At 60.6% G+C, this 17,353-nt stretch carries 13 protein-coding genes, 3 tRNA genes and 1 riboswitch; of the genes, 15 read left to right on the top strand and 1 reads right to left on the bottom strand.

Features of this window, described 5'->3' with window-relative positions:
- The first annotated feature begins 24 nt into the window (after positions 1 to 24).
- From AB4O12_RS14560 to astE, 7 genes are all read left to right on the top strand, one after another.
- A complete protein-coding gene (locus AB4O12_RS14560; RefSeq protein WP_016773586.1) occupies positions 25 to 1,245 on the top strand; it encodes an aspartate aminotransferase family protein in 1,221 nt (406 codons plus the stop codon).
- Positions 1,246 to 1,419: 174 nt separating this feature from the next.
- A complete protein-coding gene (aruF, locus tag AB4O12_RS14555) occupies positions 1,420 to 2,439 on the top strand; it encodes an arginine/ornithine succinyltransferase subunit alpha (protein WP_024014015.1) in 1,020 nt (339 codons plus the stop codon).
- Positions 2,440 to 2,490: 51 nt separating this feature from the next.
- Positions 2,491 to 3,516, top strand: coding sequence for an arginine N-succinyltransferase (gene astA / locus AB4O12_RS14550; RefSeq protein ID WP_024014014.1), 1,026 nt, complete (start codon positions 2,491 to 2,493; stop codon positions 3,514 to 3,516).
- Positions 3,513 to 4,982, top strand: a complete 1,470-nt coding sequence (gene astD / locus AB4O12_RS14545; protein ID WP_460062459.1) for a succinylglutamate-semialdehyde dehydrogenase — start codon at positions 3,513 to 3,515, stop codon at positions 4,980 to 4,982. The genes astA and astD overlap by 4 nt, the downstream gene beginning before the upstream one ends.
- 163 nt (positions 4,983 to 5,145) lie before the next feature.
- Positions 5,146 to 6,492 (top strand): N-succinylarginine dihydrolase, encoded by a 1,347-nt coding sequence (gene astB / locus AB4O12_RS14540; protein WP_460058856.1) that lies wholly within the window; start codon positions 5,146 to 5,148, stop codon positions 6,490 to 6,492.
- A 57-nt stretch (positions 6,493 to 6,549) separates the two neighbouring features.
- Positions 6,550 to 6,840, top strand: a complete 291-nt coding sequence (locus AB4O12_RS14535) for a hypothetical protein (RefSeq protein ID WP_016773591.1) — start codon at positions 6,550 to 6,552, stop codon at positions 6,838 to 6,840.
- A gap of 12 nt (positions 6,841 to 6,852) precedes the next feature.
- Complete coding sequence (gene astE / locus AB4O12_RS14530) at positions 6,853 to 7,860, top strand: succinylglutamate desuccinylase (RefSeq protein WP_460058854.1); 1,008 nt, start codon at positions 6,853 to 6,855, stop codon at positions 7,858 to 7,860.
- 152 nt (positions 7,861 to 8,012) lie between these two features.
- On the opposite strand, the gene AB4O12_RS14525 is transcribed toward astE, so the two are convergent.
- A complete protein-coding gene (locus tag AB4O12_RS14525; RefSeq protein ID WP_076563870.1) occupies positions 8,013 to 8,522 on the bottom strand; it encodes a 6,7-dimethyl-8-ribityllumazine synthase in 510 nt (169 codons plus the stop codon).
- A 103-nt stretch (positions 8,523 to 8,625) separates the two neighbouring features.
- Positions 8,626 to 8,797: riboswitch (FMN riboswitch) on the bottom strand.
- Between the two features lie 276 nt (positions 8,798 to 9,073).
- Here AB4O12_RS14525 and ltaE point away from each other — a divergent pair.
- The 8 genes from ltaE to mgtE all read left to right on the top strand — a co-directional run bounded on the left by ltaE (position 9,074) and on the right by mgtE (position 17,330).
- Positions 9,074 to 10,078, top strand: a complete 1,005-nt coding sequence (gene ltaE / locus AB4O12_RS14520) for a low-specificity L-threonine aldolase (RefSeq protein ID WP_460058851.1) — start codon at positions 9,074 to 9,076, stop codon at positions 10,076 to 10,078.
- 146 nt (positions 10,079 to 10,224) lie between these two features.
- Positions 10,225 to 12,840 carry an alanine--tRNA ligase gene (alaS, locus tag AB4O12_RS14515; RefSeq protein ID WP_095181528.1) on the top strand — a complete coding sequence of 872 codons (2,616 nt, stop codon included), beginning with the start codon at positions 10,225 to 10,227 and terminating at the stop codon, positions 12,838 to 12,840.
- 90 nt (positions 12,841 to 12,930) lie between these two features.
- Positions 12,931 to 14,172 carry an aspartate kinase gene (locus tag AB4O12_RS14510; RefSeq protein WP_016773595.1) on the top strand — a complete coding sequence of 414 codons (1,242 nt, stop codon included), beginning with the start codon at positions 12,931 to 12,933 and terminating at the stop codon, positions 14,170 to 14,172.
- A gap of 186 nt (positions 14,173 to 14,358) precedes the next feature.
- A complete protein-coding gene (gene csrA, locus AB4O12_RS14505) occupies positions 14,359 to 14,547 on the top strand; it encodes a carbon storage regulator CsrA (protein ID WP_002554426.1) in 189 nt (62 codons plus the stop codon).
- A gap of 62 nt (positions 14,548 to 14,609) precedes the next feature.
- Positions 14,610 to 14,700 (top strand) — tRNA-Ser (locus tag AB4O12_RS14500).
- Between the two features lie 107 nt (positions 14,701 to 14,807).
- Positions 14,808 to 14,884, top strand: a tRNA-Arg gene (locus tag AB4O12_RS14495).
- A gap of 72 nt (positions 14,885 to 14,956) precedes the next feature.
- Positions 14,957 to 15,033, top strand: a tRNA-Arg gene (locus tag AB4O12_RS14490).
- An 854-nt stretch (positions 15,034 to 15,887) separates the two neighbouring features.
- Positions 15,888 to 17,330 (top strand): magnesium transporter, encoded by a 1,443-nt coding sequence (gene mgtE, locus AB4O12_RS14485; protein ID WP_016773597.1) that lies wholly within the window; start codon positions 15,888 to 15,890, stop codon positions 17,328 to 17,330.
- Positions 17,331 to 17,353 lie beyond the last annotated feature (23 nt).

The following is a 17,353-nucleotide window of genomic DNA, read 5'->3' as shown; positions in this document are numbered from 1 at the left end:
GGTGTTCCTCTTCAGGAGACTCCGATGTCCGTTGAGCACGCTGCGGTACAACGCGCCGATTTCGACCAGGTAATGGTTCCCAACTACGCGCCTGCCGCTTTCATTCCGGTGCGTGGCGCCGGTTCCCGGGTCTGGGATCAGGCCGGCCGCGAGCTGATCGACTTCGCCGGCGGGATTGCCGTCAACGTATTGGGGCACGCGCACCCCGCGCTGGTCGGTGCGTTGACCGAACAGGCGAATAAGCTGTGGCACGTGTCCAACGTGTTCACCAACGAACCGGCCCTGCGTCTGGCGCACAAGCTGATCGACGCCACGTTTGCCGAGCGCGTGTTCTTCTGCAACTCCGGCGCCGAAGCCAACGAGGCCGCGTTCAAGCTTGCCCGTCGCGTCGCATTCGACCGTTTCGGCACCGAGAAATACGAAATCATCGCCGCGCTGAACAGCTTCCACGGCCGTACCCTGTTCACCGTCAACGTCGGTGGCCAGTCGAAGTACTCCGACGGTTTCGGCCCGAAAATCACTGGCATCACCCACGTTCCCTACAACGATCTGGCCGCGCTGAAAGCCGCGGTGTCCGAGAAGACCTGCGCGGTCGTGCTGGAACCGATCCAGGGCGAGGGCGGCGTACTGCCGGCCGAACTGGCTTACCTGCAAGGCGCCCGCGAACTCTGCGACGCGAACAACGCGCTGCTGGTGTTCGACGAAGTGCAGACCGGCATGGGCCGCAGCGGCAAGCTGTTTGCCTACCAGCATTACGGCGTGACCCCGGACATCCTCACCAGCGCCAAGAGCCTGGGCGGCGGTTTCCCGATCGCGGCAATGATGACCACCGAAGCGCTGGCCAAACATCTGGTCGTCGGCACCCACGGCACCACTTACGGCGGCAACCCGCTGGCCTGCGCCGTCGCCGAAGCGGTGATCGACGTGGTCAACACCCCTGAGGTGCTGAACGGCGTGAACGCCAAGCACGACAAGTTCAAGACCCGCCTGCAACAGATCGGCGAGAAATACGGCCTGTTCACTCAGGTGCGTGGTCTCGGTCTGCTGATCGGTTGCGTGCTGAGCGAAGCGTGGAAAGGCAAGGCCAAGGACATCTTCAACGCCGCCGAACAGGAAGGCCTGATGATTCTCCAGGCTGGCCCCGACGTGATCCGTTTCGCCCCGAGCCTGGTGGTGGAAGACGCCGATATCGACGCCGGTCTCGACCGCTTCGAACGTGCTGCGGCGAAGTTGACGCAAGCCTGATGGACCTTTCGGCGCCTGGAGTTTTTCCGGCGCCGATCCTAATTTTTATATCGGACAGATTCGACTGTCGGAGTGAGCCCTTGTGGTGAGGGGATTTATTCCCTCACCACAGGGCTCGCTCCCACAGTGTCCGGTGTTTTTTTCTGTGAATATTGAAGAGAAAGGAGTGACACCATGCTGGTGATGCGCCCCGCGCAAATGGCTGATCTGGGCGAGGTACAGCGTCTGGCTGCGGACAGCCCGATTGGTGTCACTTCCTTGCCGGATGACGTGGAACGTCTGAGCGACAAGATCGCCGCGAGCGAAGCCTCGTTCGCCGCCGAAGTGAGCTTCAACGGTGAAGAGAGTTACTTCTTCGTCCTCGAAGACTCGAGCACCGGCAAACTGGTCGGCTGCTCGGCCATCGTCGCTTCCGCCGGTTATTCGGAGCCGTTCTACAGCTTCCGCAACGAGACCTTCGTCCACGCCTCCCGCGAGCTGAAGATCCACAACAAGATCCACGTGCTCTCGCAGTGCCACGACCTGACCGGCAACAGCCTGCTGACCAGTTTCTATGTGCAGCGCGAGCTGGTCGGATCGCCGTGGGCCGAGCTCAATTCCCGTGGCCGCCTGCTGTTCGTCGCCAGCCACCCGGAGCGTTTTGCCGATTCGGTGGTGACCGAGATCGTCGGTTACAGCGACGAGAATGGCGACTCGCCGTTCTGGGATGCGATCGGACGTAATTTCTTCGACCTCAACTACGCCGAGGCCGAGCGCCTGTGCGGGCTGAAAAGCCGCACCTTCCTCGCCGAGCTGATGCCGCATTACCCGATCTATGTGCCGCTGCTGCCGGACTCCGCCCAAGAGGCGATGGGCCAGGTGCACCCGCGTGCGCAGATCACCTTCGACATCCTGATGCGCGAAGGCTTCGAGACTGATCACTACATCGACATCTTCGACGGCGGCCCGACCCTGCATGCGCGGGTTTCCGGGATTCGTTCGATCGCCCAGAGCCGCGTGGTGCCGGTGAAGATCGGCGAGCCAGTGAAAGGTGCCGGGCGTCAATACCTGGTAGCCAATGCGCAGTTGCAGGATTACCGCGCGGTGTTGCTCGAGCTGGACTACGCGCCGGGCAAACCGGTGACGCTGGATATGGAAGCGGCCGAAGCCCTGGGCGTCGGTGAAGGTGCCAGCGTGCGCCTGGTGGCGGTTTAACGCCTTAGCGAGTTTCACGGGTGGCGCGAGCGGCCCGTTTGAGGAGATAGCATGATTGTTCGTCCCGTACGCAGCAGCGATTTATCCGCGCTGATCGACCTGGCCCGCAGCACCGGCACCGGCCTGACCACATTGCCGGCCAACGAAGAGCGCCTGACCCACCGGGTCGGCTGGGCCGAGAAGACCTTTCGCGGCGAAGCCGGGCGTGGCGATGCGGACTATCTGTTCGTGCTCGAAGACGATGACGGCCGCGTGGTGGGGATTTCCGCCATCGCCGGCGCGGTCGGCCTGCGTGAGCCCTGGTACAACTTCCGCGTCGGTCTGACGGTCAGCGCTTCGCAAGAGCTGAATATCTATCGCGAAATCCCGACGCTGTTTCTGGCCAACGACCTGACCGGCAATTCCGAGCTGTGCTCGCTGTTCCTGCACGCCGATTACCGCAACGGTCTCAACGGCCGGATGCTGTCTAAGGCGCGGATGCTGTTCATCGCTGAGTTCCCGGAGCTGTTCGGTAACAAGATCATCGCCGAAATGCGTGGCGTGTCCGATGACGCCGGGCGCTCGCCGTTCTGGGAAAGCCTCGGTCGGCACTTCTTCAAGATGGAATTCAGCCAGGCCGATTACCTGACCGGCGTCGGCAACAAGGCGTTCATCGCCGAACTGATGCCGAAATTCCCGCTGTACACCTGCTTCCTTTCGCCGGACGCGCGCAACGTCATCGGCCAGGTGCACCCGGACACCGAGCCGGCACTGGCCATGCTCAAGAGCGAAGGCTTCAGCTATCAGGGTTACGTCGACATCTTCGACGCCGGGCCGGCCATCGAATGCGAAACCAGCAAGATCCGCGCGGTGCGTGACAGCGAAGCGCTGGTGCTGGCCGTCGGCACGCCGGGCGATGACGCCACGCCGTTCATCATCCACAACCGCAAGCGCGAGGATTGCCGCATCACGGCTGCACCAGCGCGCCTGGCTGCGGGCACCCTGGTGGTCGATCCGCAGACCGCGAAACGTCTTCAACTCAGCGCCGGCGATCAGGTTCGCGCCGTGGCGCTGTCCGCTGCACGGGAGTCGAAATAATGAATTCGCTATACATCGCAGGTGAGTGGCTGGCCGGTCAGGGCGAGGCCTTTCAATCGCTGAACCCGGTGACCCAGCAAGTGCTGTGGGCGGGCGAGGGCGCCACTGCTGCGCAGGTCGAATCGGCGGTTCAGGCTGCTCGCCAGGCATTTCCTCAGTGGGCACGTCGCACCCTCGAGGAGCGCATCAGCGTCCTCGAAGCTTTCGCCGCTGCGTTGAAAAACCACGCTGACGAACTGGCTCGCACCATCGGCGAAGAAACCGGCAAACCGCTGTGGGAAGCTGCGACCGAAGTCACCAGCATGGTCAACAAGATCGCGATTTCGGTGCAGAGCTACCGCGAGCGCACCGGCGAGAAGAGCGGCCCATTGGGCGACGCCACCGCCGTGTTGCGCCACAAGCCCCACGGCGTGGTTGCGGTGTTTGGTCCTTATAACTTCCCCGGTCACCTGCCTAACGGTCATATCGTCCCGGCGCTGCTGGCCGGTAACAGCGTGCTGTTCAAGCCCAGCGAACTGACACCGAAAGTCGCCGAGCTGACGGTCAAGTGCTGGATCGAAGCCGGCCTGCCGGCAGGCGTGTTGAACCTGCTGCAAGGCGCGCGGGAAACCGGTATCGCGCTGGCGGCGAATCCGGGCATCGACGGTCTGTTCTTCACCGGTTCGAGCCGCACCGGCAATCATCTGCACCAGCAATTCGCCGGGCGTCCGGACAAGATTCTTGCGCTGGAGATGGGCGGCAACAACCCGCTGGTGGTCGATCAGGTCGCTGATCTGGACGCGGCGGTGTACACCATCATTCAGTCGGCATTCATTTCCGCCGGCCAGCGCTGCACTTGCGCCCGGCGTCTGCTGGTGCCGCAAGGCGCGTGGGGCGACAGCCTGCTCAAGCGTCTGGTTGAAGTCAGTTCGACCATTGAAGTCGGTGCCTTCGATCAGCAACCGGCGCCGTTCATGGGCTCGGTGATTTCCCTCGGCGCGGCGAAAGCGCTGATGGATGCGCAAGAGCAATTGCTGGCCAACGGCGCGGTGGCGCTGCTGGAAATGAGTCAGCCACAGGCGCAGTCGGCTTTGCTGACCCCGGGCATTGTCGATGTAACGGCCGTGGCTGAGCGTCCGGACGAAGAACTGTTCGGGCCGCTGCTGCAAGTGATCCGCTATACCGATTTCGGCGCGGCGATCACTGAAGCCAACAACACTGCTTATGGACTGGCCGCCGGTTTGCTCTCCGATTCCGAAGCGCGTTACCAGCAGTTCTGGCTGGAAAGCCGCGCCGGCATCGTCAACTGGAACAAACAACTGACTGGTGCCGCGAGCAGCGCGCCATTCGGCGGTGTCGGCGCCTCGGGCAACCACCGCGCCAGCGCCTATTACGCAGCGGACTACTGCGCATACCCGGTGGCGTCGCTGGAAACCCCGAGCCTGGTGTTGCCATCGGCTCTGACGCCTGGCGTGAAAATGGCGTAGCGCCCATTCGCGAGCAGGCTCGCTCCCACAGGTTCAGTGGTGTTCACACATTTTGTGTCCAACCTAAATCCTGTGGGAGCGAGCCTGCTCGCGAAAGCCGCGCCTCGGTCGCAAAGAATAGTTACTGAAGCCTATAACAACAGATTCTCGTGGAGCCTCGCTGATGAAATCCTATGAAGTCAATTTTGACGGTCTAGTGGGGCCGACCCATAACTACGGTGGTCTGTCCTACGGCAACGTCGCCTCGCAGAGCAACAGTCAGCAATCCTCGAACCCGAAGGAAGCGGCGCTGCAAGGTCTGGCGAAGATGAAAGCGCTGATGGACATGGGCTTTCAGCAAGGCGTGCTGGCTCCGCAGGAACGTCCCGACGTGGCGGCGCTGCGTCGTCTGGGCTTCAGCGGCACTGACGCGCAAGTGATCGAGCGCGCCGCCAAAGAAGCGATGCCGCTGCTGGTCGCCAGTTGCTCGGCGTCGAGCATGTGGGTGGCCAACGCAGCCACGGTCAGCCCGAGCGCCGACACCGCTGACGGTCGCGTGCACTTCACCGCCGCCAACCTCAATTGCAAATATCACCGCAGCATCGAACACCCGACCACCAGCCGCGTGCTCGGGGCGATGTTCGCCAATCAACAGCACTTCGCCCATCACGGCGCATTGCCGGCAGTGGCGCAGTTCGGCGACGAAGGCGCGGCCAACCACACGCGTTTCTGCCGTGAGTACGGCGAGGCGGGCGTCGAGTTTTTCGTGTTCGGCCGCAGTGCGTTCGACAACCGTTTCCCGGCGCCGCAGAAATACCCTGCACGGCAGACCCTCGAAGCCTCGCAAGCCGTCGCGCGTCTGCACGGTCTGCGTGACGAAGGCGTGGTCTACGCGCAGCAGAATCCCAACGTCATCGATCAGGGCGTGTTCCACAACGACGTGATCGCCGTGGGCAATGGTGAAGTGCTGTTCTATCACGAGGACGCGTTCCTCGAGACCGACAAGATGCTCGCCGAACTGCAAGGCAAACTGGCCAAGGTCGGCGGTAACTTCCAGTCCGTTTGCGTGCCGCGTTCGGCAGTCACCGTGGATGACGCGGTGCGTTCCTACCTGTTCAACAGCCAGTTGCTCTCGCGTCCTGACGGTTCGATGCTGCTGATCGTGCCGCAGGAATGCCAGGCCAATGAACGCGTCTGGGCTTATCTGCAGAGCCTGACCAGCTCCGGTGGGCTGATCCGCGAAGTGAAGGTCTTCGATCTCAAGCAAAGCATGCAGAACGGCGGTGGCCCAGCGTGCCTGCGTCTGCGCGTGGCGCTGAATGAAACCGAACTGGCGGCGGTCAACCCAGGCGTTATCATGACGGCCCCGTTGTACGGTTCGTTGACCGCATGGGTTGAAAAGCACTACCGCGACCGCCTGAGCGAAACCGATCTGGCGGACCCGCAGTTGCTGCTTGAATGCCGGACGGCACTGGATGAACTGACGCAAATCCTTAAACTGGGCGCGGTTTATCCCTTCCAGATCAATTGATCGCCAGCGCGCTGCCTGAACGCGGCGCGCGGCGTGTCACCCCAAGAGAGTAAAAACATGAGCGATTCCCTGCAACTGATCCTTGAAGACACCGACGGCACGCAATTGCAAACCTCGTGCACCCGCGTTGCGGTCATGTGGCAAGGCAAAGAGCTGTGGATCCAGCAGGACGGCCGTGGCCAGCTGCTGATCGGCGTGGACGTCGAGGAAGGTGACGAAGAGTACGCCAACCTGCTGCTGCGCCCATTGGCGACTAATCTGGTAAGTCTGCAACTGGAAATGGAACCGGCTGACCTCGGCGCTGACGAGGATCACGTACACGGCCCGGATTGCAACCACGACCACTAAGGAAACCGCTCTATGCTCGCCCTCGGCAAACTGCTTGAACTGACCCTCGCCGGCCGCGAACCGGCGGAGAAGACTCAACTGACTGTCGAAGGCGTGCGCATGCGCTGGTTGAGCGAAGGGGCGCTGGAAGTGCGGCCCCCGGAAGCGCGCGACAATGGCCTGGACCTGCTGCTGTCGGCAGGTATCCACGGCAACGAAACGGCACCGATCGAGTTGCTCGACCGGCTGCTGCACGACATCGCGCGCGGCGATCTGAAGCCGCGCGCACGCATTCTGTTCCTGTTCGGCAACCCGGAAGCGATTCGCAAGGGCGAGCGTTTCGTCGAGCAGGACGTCAATCGACTGTTCAACGGTCGCCACGAACAAAGCAGCGGCTCGGAAGCGTTGCGCGCCTGTGAGCTGGAACGGCTGGCGGCGAGTTTCTTCAGCAAGCCCGATCGCGAGCGTCTGCACTACGACCTGCACACGGCGATTCGTGGGTCGAAGATCGAACAGTTCGCCTTGTACCCGTGGAAGGAAGGGCGCCAGCATTCCCGTCGCGAACTGGCGCGCCTGCGCTCGGCCGGCATGGAGGCGGTGCTGCTGCAGAACAAACCGTCGATCGTCTTCAGTTCGTACACCTACGACAAACTCGACGCCGAGGCTTTCACCCTGGAACTGGGCAAGGCGCGGCCGTTCGGGCAGAACGATGGCGTCAACGTCTCACTGCTGGAAACCCGTCTGAAGCAGATCATCGAAGGCACTGAGCCGGATACAGAAGAAGGGCTGGACGGTTTGCAGCTGTTCAGCGTGGCGCGGGAAATCATCAAGCACAGCGATGCGTTCCGCCTGAACCTGCCGGCGGACATCGAAAACTTTTCCGAGCTGGAACCGGGTTATGTGCTGGCCGAGGATCTGGCCAATACCCGCTGGGTGATCGAGGAGCAGGGCGCACGAATCATATTCCCCAACCCCAAGGTCAAGAACGGCCTGCGCGCCGGCATCCTGATCGTCCCGACCACCGACGAAAACCTCGCCTGATAGCGACATCTGAATCGGCACAAAACCAATGTGGGAGCGAGCCTGCTCGCGAAAGCGGTCTACCAGTCAACTTGTCGTCGGCTGGCAGTCCCTCTTCGCGAGCAGGCTCGCTCCCACATTTGATTTGAGTGAGGTCAAAAACTCACTCGACGTTACACGGCTACAGCGCGCGGCTCGGTTCGACGCAGCGCACGAACTTTCTGCAGCGTATCCGCGCAAGTCCGCGCTGCTTCCTGACCCTTGTGCACAAAGTGCTCGAAGAAGAACTTCTGATGCTCTTCGCCGGAATGGAAGTGATGCGGGGTCAGCGACACCGAGAACACCGGCACTTCGGTTTCCAGCTGCACCTGCATCAGGCCGCTGACCACCGATTGCGCAACGAACTCGTGACGGTAAATGCCGCCGTCCACCACCAGGGCGGCGGCGACGATGCCGGCGTAACGGCCTGACTTGGCCAGCAGCTTGGCGTGCAGTGGCATTTCAAAGGCGCCGCCGACTTCGAAGAAATCGATGTCCGATTCCTGATAACCCTGCACCAGCATTTCAGCGACGAAGCCTTTACGGCTCTGGTCGACGATTTCCTTGTGCCAGCAGGCCTGGATGAACGCGACGCGCTCGCCCTGTGGGTGTTTGCTTTTGCTGTCGATAGCGGTGGGTTGCATGTTCTGACTCCTGTTTGTGTGAAAAACAGGGCGTTATGAATCGAAAGGGATGCAAGGGTGCGAACGCAGGCACGAGTGCACGCGGACGGCCCTTTGGCGTCGATCCCGTTCTCTCTTCATCCGGACTATGACCGTCGGCCCCGGAATCACACCGGGTCTGCTGACCTTGCCGATGCACCCGATCCAAGCCGTGTGCAGCGCCAAGCGCTCGCGGGCTATGCGCATTGCGCGCAATTACCGCCGGTGGGGAATTGCACCCCGCCCTGAGAACGTTTTCGCCGCCCATAGGCGGGCGGCGGCAAGTTTGTAACACATATTTCCCGGCCATGCACATGACACTGCGGGAGCGAGCCCGCTCGCGAAAGCGGCTTCACATTCAACGAAGATGCTGACTGTTACTCCGCTTTCGCGAGCAGGCTCGCTCCCACATGGGCTTTGTCTTCTCGAGGAAGAATGGGATTTTTCCTCGTTCTAGGGTTGATTAATCTGTGCGATGACCGCAGTAATCCCACTTCACAAAGGGATTTCCCATCTGACCAGAGGCCAGGTTCATGAGCGTTATCGATCTTCGCAGCGACACCGTCACCCAACCGACTCCCGCCATGCTCGACGCGATGACCGCAGCGGACACCGGCGACGATGTGTACGGCGAAGATCCGACGGTCAATCGCCTCGAGGCCGAACTGGCCAAGCGTCTGGGCTTTGCCGCCGCGCTATTCGTGCCGACCGGGACCATGAGCAACCTGCTCGGGCTGATGGCGCACTGCGAGCGTGGCGACGAATACATTGTCGGTCAGCAGGCGCACACCTATAAATACGAAGGTGGCGGAGCGGCGGTGCTCGGTTCGATTCAGCCGCAGCCGCTGGAGTTGCAGGCCGACGGTTCACTGGATCTGGATCAGGTTGCGGCCGCGATCAAACCGGACGATTTCCATTTCGCCCGCACGCGTTTGCTGGCGCTGGAAAACACCATGCAGGGCAAAGTGCTGCCGCTGGAATATCTGGCGCGCGCGCGACGCTTTACTCAGGAACACGGCCTGCAATTGCACCTGGACGGCGCGCGGCTGTACAACGCGGCGGTCAAGCTTGGCGTCGATGCCCGTGAGATCACCCAGCATTTCGATTCGGTGTCGGTGTGCCTGTCCAAAGGCCTCGGCGCGCCGGTCGGCTCGGTGCTGTGCGGCTCCGAGCAACTGATCGGCAAGGCGCGGCGTTTGCGCAAAATGGTCGGTGGCGGCATGCGTCAGGCCGGATTGCTCGCGGCGGCTGGCTTGTACGCGCTGGATCATCACGTCGAACGGCTGGCGGATGACCACGCCAATGCACAGTTGCTCGCCGATGGTCTGCGTGAGGCCGGTTTCATCGTCGAACCCGTGCAAACCAACATGGTTTATGTGCAAATGGGCGACAGGGCCGCAGCACTCAGGGACTTTGCCGGCGACCGCGGGATCAGGCTCAGCGCCGCTGCGCGCTTGCGCATGGTCACGCACATGGACGTCAGCCGCGCGCAAATCGAGCAAGTGATCGCGACATTCGTCGAGTTTTCACGCAAGTGACAGCGTCAGCCGTCCAATTGACCGTTTCTATCGTATAAACACGCTGTACCCCGCGCGCAGGGCCGATATAATGCGGCCCTTTGCCGTCGCTTCGTCTCATGACGTTTCGAACAGGCCTTTGGCCGCAGCCTCCGTGGAAGAACCTAATGAAAAGCGCAGAAATCCGTGAAGCCTTCCTTCGCTTCTTCGAAGAGCAAGGCCACACCCGTGTAGCCTCCAGCTCTTTGATTCCGGGCAACGACCCAACCCTGCTGTTCACCAACGCGGGGATGAACCAGTTCAAGGACTGCTTCCTGGGCCAGGAAAAACGTGCGTACACCCGTGCCACCAGCAGCCAGAAATGCGTGCGCGCCGGCGGCAAGAACAGTGACCTGGAAAACGTCGGTTATACCGCGCGTCACCACACGTTCTTCGAAATGCTCGGCAACTTCAGCTTCGGCGACTACTTCAAGCACGACGCGATCACCTTCGCCTGGACCTTCCTCACTGGCGTGCTCAAGCTGCCGAAGGAAAAGCTCTGGGTCACCGTCTACGCCACCGACGACGAAGCGTATGACATCTGGACACAGAAAATCGGTGTGCCAGCCGAGCGCATGATCCGCATCGGCGACAACAAGGGCGCGCCGTACGCTTCCGACAACTTCTGGACCATGGGCGATACCGGCCCGTGCGGCCCGTGCACCGAGATTTTCTACGATCACGGCGAGCACATCTGGGGCGGCCCGCCGGGCTCGCCGGAAGAAGATGGCGATCGCTACATCGAAATCTGGAACAACGTGTTCATGCAGTTCAACCGCACCGCCGACGGTGTGTTGCATCCGTTGCCAGCGCCGTCGGTGGACACCGGCATGGGCCTGGAGCGGATCAGTGCGGTGATGCAGCACGTCAACTCCAACTACGACATCGACCTGTTCAAGAACCTGCTCAAGGCTTCGGCTGAAGCGATCGGCTGCGAAAACGGCGATCAGTCGTCGCTCAAAGTCGTCTCCGACCACATCCGTTCCTGCGGCTTCCTGATTGCCGACGGCGTGCTGCCGTCCAACGAAGGTCGCGGTTACGTGCTGCGCCGGATCATCCGTCGCGCCTGCCGTCACGGCAACAAGCTCGGCGCCACCGGCAGCTTCTTCTACAAGATCGTCGCGGCGCTGGTTGCCGAGATGGGCGAAGCCTTCCCGGAACTGCAGAAGCAGCAAAGCAACATCGAGCGCGTGCTCAAGGCCGAAGAAGAGCAGTTCTCCAAGACCCTGGAGCACGGTCTGAAAATCCTCGAGCAGGATCTGGCCGAGCTCAAAGGCACCGTGGTGCCAGGCGACGTGGTGTTCAAACTCTACGACACCTACGGCTTCCCGATGGACCTGACTGCTGACATCGCCCGCGAACGCGGCCTGACCGTCGACGAAGCCGGTTTCGAGCGTGAGATGGAAGCGCAGCGTGTTCGCGCGCGTTCGGCCAGCTCGTTCGGTCTGGACTACAACACACTGGTCAAGGTCGACGTGGCCACTGAGTTCACCGGCTATGCCGCCACCCGCGGCTCGGCGAAAATCGTTGCCATCTATAAGGATGGCCAGTCGGTCGACGTGCTGAGCGAAGGTCAGGAAGGCGTGATCGTGCTCAACCAGACGCCGTTCTACGCCGAATCCGGTGGCCAGATCGGCGACTGCGGTTTCATTCAGGCCGGCAGCAGCCGCTTCGACGTGCGCGATACCACCAAGACCGGCGGCGCATTCCTGCACCACGGTGTGCTGGCCTCGGGCAGTCTGACCATCGGCGCACCGGTGGAAACTCACGTCGACGCCGAAGTACGTCACGCCACCGCGCTGAACCACTCGGCTACGCACTTGCTCCACGCCGCGCTGCGTCAGGTGCTGGGTGAGCACGTACAGCAGAAAGGTTCGCTGGTCGACAGTCAGCGTCTGCGTTTCGACTTCAGCCACTTTGAAGCAATCAAACCAGAGCAGATCAAGCAGCTGGAAGACATCGTCAACGCCGAGATTCGCAAGAACTCCGCCGTTGAAACCGAAGAAACCGACATCGAAACCGCGAAGAACAAAGGCGCCATGGCGCTGTTCGGCGAGAAGTACGGCGACAGCGTGCGCGTGCTGAGCATGGGCGACTTCTCGGTCGAACTGTGCGGCGGTATCCACGCCAACCGTACCGGCGACATCGGCCTGCTGAAAATCATCAGCGAAGGCGGTGTGGCATCGGGCGTGCGTCGTATCGAGGCAGTCACTGGCGCTGCGGCGCTGGCCTACTTGAACGCGGCGGAAGAACAACTCAAGGAAGCGGCCAGCCTGGTCAAGGGCAGCCGCGACAACCTGATCGACAAGCTCTCGGCGGTACTGGAGCGCAACCGTCTGCTGGAGAAACAACTCGAGCAGTTGCAGGCCAAGGCAGCCAGCGCGGCGGGCGACGATCTGTCGGCCTCGGCGGTGGACGTCAAGGATGTGAAGGTGCTGGCCGCCCGTCTGGACGGTCAGGATGGCAAGGCGCTGCTGGCGCTGGTCGATCAGCTGAAAAACAAACTCGGCCGCGCAGTGATCCTGCTCGGCGGTGTCCATGAGGAAAAGGTCGTACTGGTTGCAGGCGTAACCAAGGACCTGACTGGCCAACTCAAAGCCGGTGATTTGATGAAACAGGCTGCTGCGGCAGTGGGCGGGAAGGGCGGTGGTCGTCCGGACATGGCGCAGGGCGGTGGTGTCGATGCCGCTGCGCTGGATGGCGCACTCGCGCTGACCGTTCCATTCGTCGAGCAGGCTTTATAAGACGGCTCGCCAGGCCCGCAGTCTAGTGGCGGGCCTGGCGACTGTTCGGAAGATTATTGGGCGCCCTTCATGGGCAGAGGCGGCTTTGAAATGGCTTTGATCGTACAGAAATTTGGAGGCACCTCGGTCGGCACTGTCGAGAGAATCGAGCAGGTCGCCGACAAGGTTAAGAAATTCCGCGATGCCGGCGATGACCTGGTGGTTGTGCTGTCTGCAATGAGCGGCGAAACCAACCGTCTGATCGATCTGGCCAAGCAAATCAGTGGCGAGGCGCAACCGGTTCCGCGCGAGCTGGACGTGATCGTCTCCACCGGTGAGCAGGTGACGATTGCCCTGTTGGCCATGGCGCTGATCAAGCGCGGTGTGCCGGCGGTGTCGTACACCGGTAATCAGGTGCGGATCCTGACCGACAGTGCGCACAATAAAGCGCGTATCTTGCAGATTGATGACCAGAAGATTCGCGGTGATCTGAAGGCTGGTCGCGTGGTGGTTGTCGCCGGTTTCCAGGGTGTCGACGAGCACGGCAACATCACCACCCTCGGTCGCGGCGGTTCCGATACCACCGGCGTGGCACTGGCTGCGGCCTTGAAAGCGGATGAATGCCAGATCTACACCGACGTCGACGGTGTCTACACCACCGACCCGCGTGTGGTGCCGGTCGCTCAGCGTCTGGACAAGATCACCTTCGAAGAGATGCTGGAAATGGCCAGCCTCGGTTCCAAGGTCCTGCAGATCCGTGCGGTGGAATTCGCCGGCAAGTACAACGTTCCGCTGCGCGTACTGCACAGCTTCAAGGAGGGTCCGGGCACCCTCATTACTATTGATGAAGAGGAAACCATGGAACAGCCGATCATTTCCGGCATCGCTTTCAACCGCGATGAAGCCAAGCTGACCATCCGTGGCGTGCCAGACACCCCGGGCGTGGCGTTCAAGATTCTCGGCCCGATCAGTGCCGCGAACATCGAAGTCGACATGATCGTGCAGAACGTCGCGCACGATAACACCACCGACTTCACCTTCACCGTGCACCGCAACGACTACCAGGCTGCACAGACCGTGCTGGAAAACACCGCTCGCGAGATCGGTGCCCGTGAAGTAGTTGGCGACACCAAGATCGCCAAGGTCTCGATCGTCGGCGTCGGCATGCGTTCCCACGCAGGCGTGGCCAGCCGCATGTTTGAATCCCTGGCAAAAGAAAGCATCAACATCCAGATGATCTCGACTTCGGAAATCAAGGTTTCCGTAGTGATCGAAGAGAAGTACCTGGAACTGGCCGTGCGCGCGCTGCACACGGCTTTCGAACTGGATGCGCCGGCCCGTCAGGGCGAGTAATCCGCTTCTGTGAAGGGCGCGGTCTGACCGCGCCCTTTATTTTTGAATGGCGCGGGCCCTGAACTGTTCTTTTGCTCGCGCTGGTCAATACTCAGGCATGTAGGGCTACGATCGCTGCGGTTGTAGGTCGGGTGCCTTTTTTTTGCAGACTGTTGTCCCTGAAATGAATGGCGTAAGGAGAAAGGTATGCTGATTCTGACTCGTCGGTGCGCGGAAAGCCTGATTATCGGTGACGGCGAAATCACCGTGACCGTGCTCGGCGTCAAAGGAAACCAGGTGCGTATCGGCGTCAACGCTCCGAAAGAGGTTGCGGTGCACCGTGAGGAAATTTACTTGCGTATAAAGAAAGAGAAGGACGAAGAACCAAGCCATTAATTTTTATCGATTTTTATGTTTGCAAACGGGGAAGAAGCTGGTTAATATACGCCCCGTGTTGCGGAGAGCTGGCCGAGTGGCCGAAGGCGCTCCCCTGCTAAGGGAGTACACCTCAAAAGGGTGTCGGGGGTTCGAATCCCCCGTTCTCCGCCATTATTTGCTTAGTACGTCGTAATCTGGCTTCTTCTGTAAGTTGTTGAAATTACTAGAAAAAGTGTTTGACATAGAGATTAGACGGCCTATAATGCGCGGCAACAAATGCACTCGTAGCTCAGCTGGATAGAGTACTCGGCTACGAACCGAGCGGTCACAGGTTCGAATCCTGTCGAGTGCACCATTTAAGAGTTATTTGCTGTAAGGTGAGTAACTCGGCTTCAGCCAGTTGTGGTCTGGTTTAAAAACACAAAATGCACTCGTAGCTCAGCTGGATAGAGTACTCGGCTACGAACCGAGCGGTCACAGGTTCGAATCCTGTCGAGTGCACCATATACCAAGAAGCCCGCGTTTAACGCGGGCTTTTTTGCTGTCCGGGATTTGGCTTTTCCCTTCACGCAGCCTCTTTCATCAAAATCAATTTGAGCACTGCGGCCTCGCTTGAGGTCGTAACGATAGCTCGTGGTCGATGTGCGGGTGTTGATCTTGTCGGGCTTGCCCAGTGCGCTTTCGACGTCCCGCTGACTCATGCCGGCAATCACTCGACGGTTGATGATCGCTTCGCGCCGCTGTCTGTTGTCGATCAGGTTTCCACATTTATGTTCAGTGCCGCCGACGATGCCCGGTTCGCGTCCGCTGTCTTTCATGCCGGTCACAGCTTCGTGATTGAACTCCGGCATGATTGCGACCCAGCCGGGTGAATACGGGTGGACCTCCTGAGTTGAGAGTTGCTCGCCAGTTGCGCAGCTCATCGACGTAAACGTGACGCTGCCGTCAGCAGCCTGGCAGCGATGAAGTGTGGTGGCGTGGGCAGGCGTGATGTGGAGCAGGGCGGTCAGTAGAAAAAGCGCTGGTTTTGCTGGCATTCGATGTCCTCCATGACGATCTAAGCTCAAGGGTAGTCGCTGCTTTTTGCATTGCCGGTGTGTTTTCTTTTCAAGATGAGTCGTCGCATTTGCACGGGTCAGGCAGGCGCTCAGGTTTGTTTCGCAAGCGCTTGTTTCAGCCGTGATTTTTTCAACGTTTTAAACCGTCAGGCGTGTATCATTGCGCCCGTCAGCCCCGCCGGGGCTTATGGAAAACCTCCATGGACTTACCCAGTAGTTGTTCAGTAAACCGTTTCACCAATCATGAATTGACTGATTGATCCTTCCGGCGTGCCCCGCTGCTGGGAGTGGAGTTCGCCTATGTCCGAAATCGAAGTAAAAAAAACACAGGAAAGCCTGCAGGACCGCCTGGCTCAGGTCGTCGAGTTGCTGCAGCGCCAGCGTGTCGTTGAAGACCTGACTCATCGCCAGGAAGGTCCGCACCACGACCGCGTGGAAAACCTGGTTCACCGGCAAAACCTCGTCGAGCTGCAACGCAAGCTCGATGATCTGCACTCCGCCGACGTCGCCTACATTCTCGAAGCCTTGCCGCTGGACGATCGCCTGACGCTCTGGCAACTGGTCAAGGCCGACCGCGACGGCGACATTCTTCTCGAAGTATCCGATTCCGTCCGTGAAACGCTGATCGCCGACATGGACGATCACGAGCTCCTGGCTGCCGCCAAGGACATGGACGCCGACGAACTCGCTGACCTGGCCTCCGAGCTGCCGCGAGACGTTGTCCATGAGCTGATGGAGAGTCTGGATAACCAGCAGCGCGAACGCGTGCGCTCGGCGCTGTCCTATGACGAGGATCAGGTCGGTGCGCTGATGGACTTCGAGATGGTGACGATCCGTGAGGACGTCAGCCTTGAAGTGGTTCTGCGCTATCTGCGTCGCCTCAAAGAGCTGCCCGGTCATACCGATAAATTGTTCGTGGTCGATTACGACGGCGTGCTCAAGGGCGTGCTGCCTATCAAACGTCTGCTGGTCAACGATCCGGAGAAGCAGGTCGCGGAAGTGATGGCCAGCGATCCGGTGAGCTTCCATCCGGACGAAGATGCCTACGACGCTGCTCAGGCGTTCGAGCGTTACGACTTGATCTCCGCGCCGGTGGTCGACAAGAACGGCAAGCTGATCGGGCGTCTGACCATCGATGAAATGGTCGACCTGATCCGTGAGGAAAGCGAAAGCGAAGTCCTCAACATGGCCGGTCTGCGCGAAGAGGAAGATATCTTCGCCTCCGTGTGGAAATCCCTGCGTAACCGTTGGGCGTGGCTGGCGGTGAACCTGATCACTGCATTTGTGGCATCGCGGGTGATCGGTCTGTTCGAAGGTTCGATCGAGAAATTGGTGGCACTGGCGGCGCTCATGCCGATCGTGGCGGGTATCGGTGGCAACTCCGGTAACCAGACCATCACCATGATCGTGCGCGCCATGGCGCTGGATCAGGTCAGCACCGGCAACACTTCGCGCTTGATGCGCAAAGAGCTGGCGGTCGGTTTGATCAATGGTCTGGTCTGGGGCGGGGTGATCGGTGTGGTCGCGTACATGCTCTACGGCAGTTGGTCACTCGGCGTGGTAATGACGGCGGCGATGACACTCAACCTGTTGCTGGCGGCGTTGATGGGGGTGTTGATTCCGATGACGCTGGCGAAGATGGGCCGCGATCCGGCGATGGGTGCCAGTGTGATGATCACCGCAATGACCGACAGCGGTGGCTTCTTCATCTTCCTCGGGTTGGCGACAATCTTCCTGCTCTGACCTTGTGCAATGAAAAGCCCGTC

The organism is Pseudomonas sp. S2_A05 (assembly GCF_054668485.1).
The sequence above is the reverse complement of the archived record's forward strand: the minus strand, read 5'-3'. Positions and strand labels throughout refer to the sequence as shown.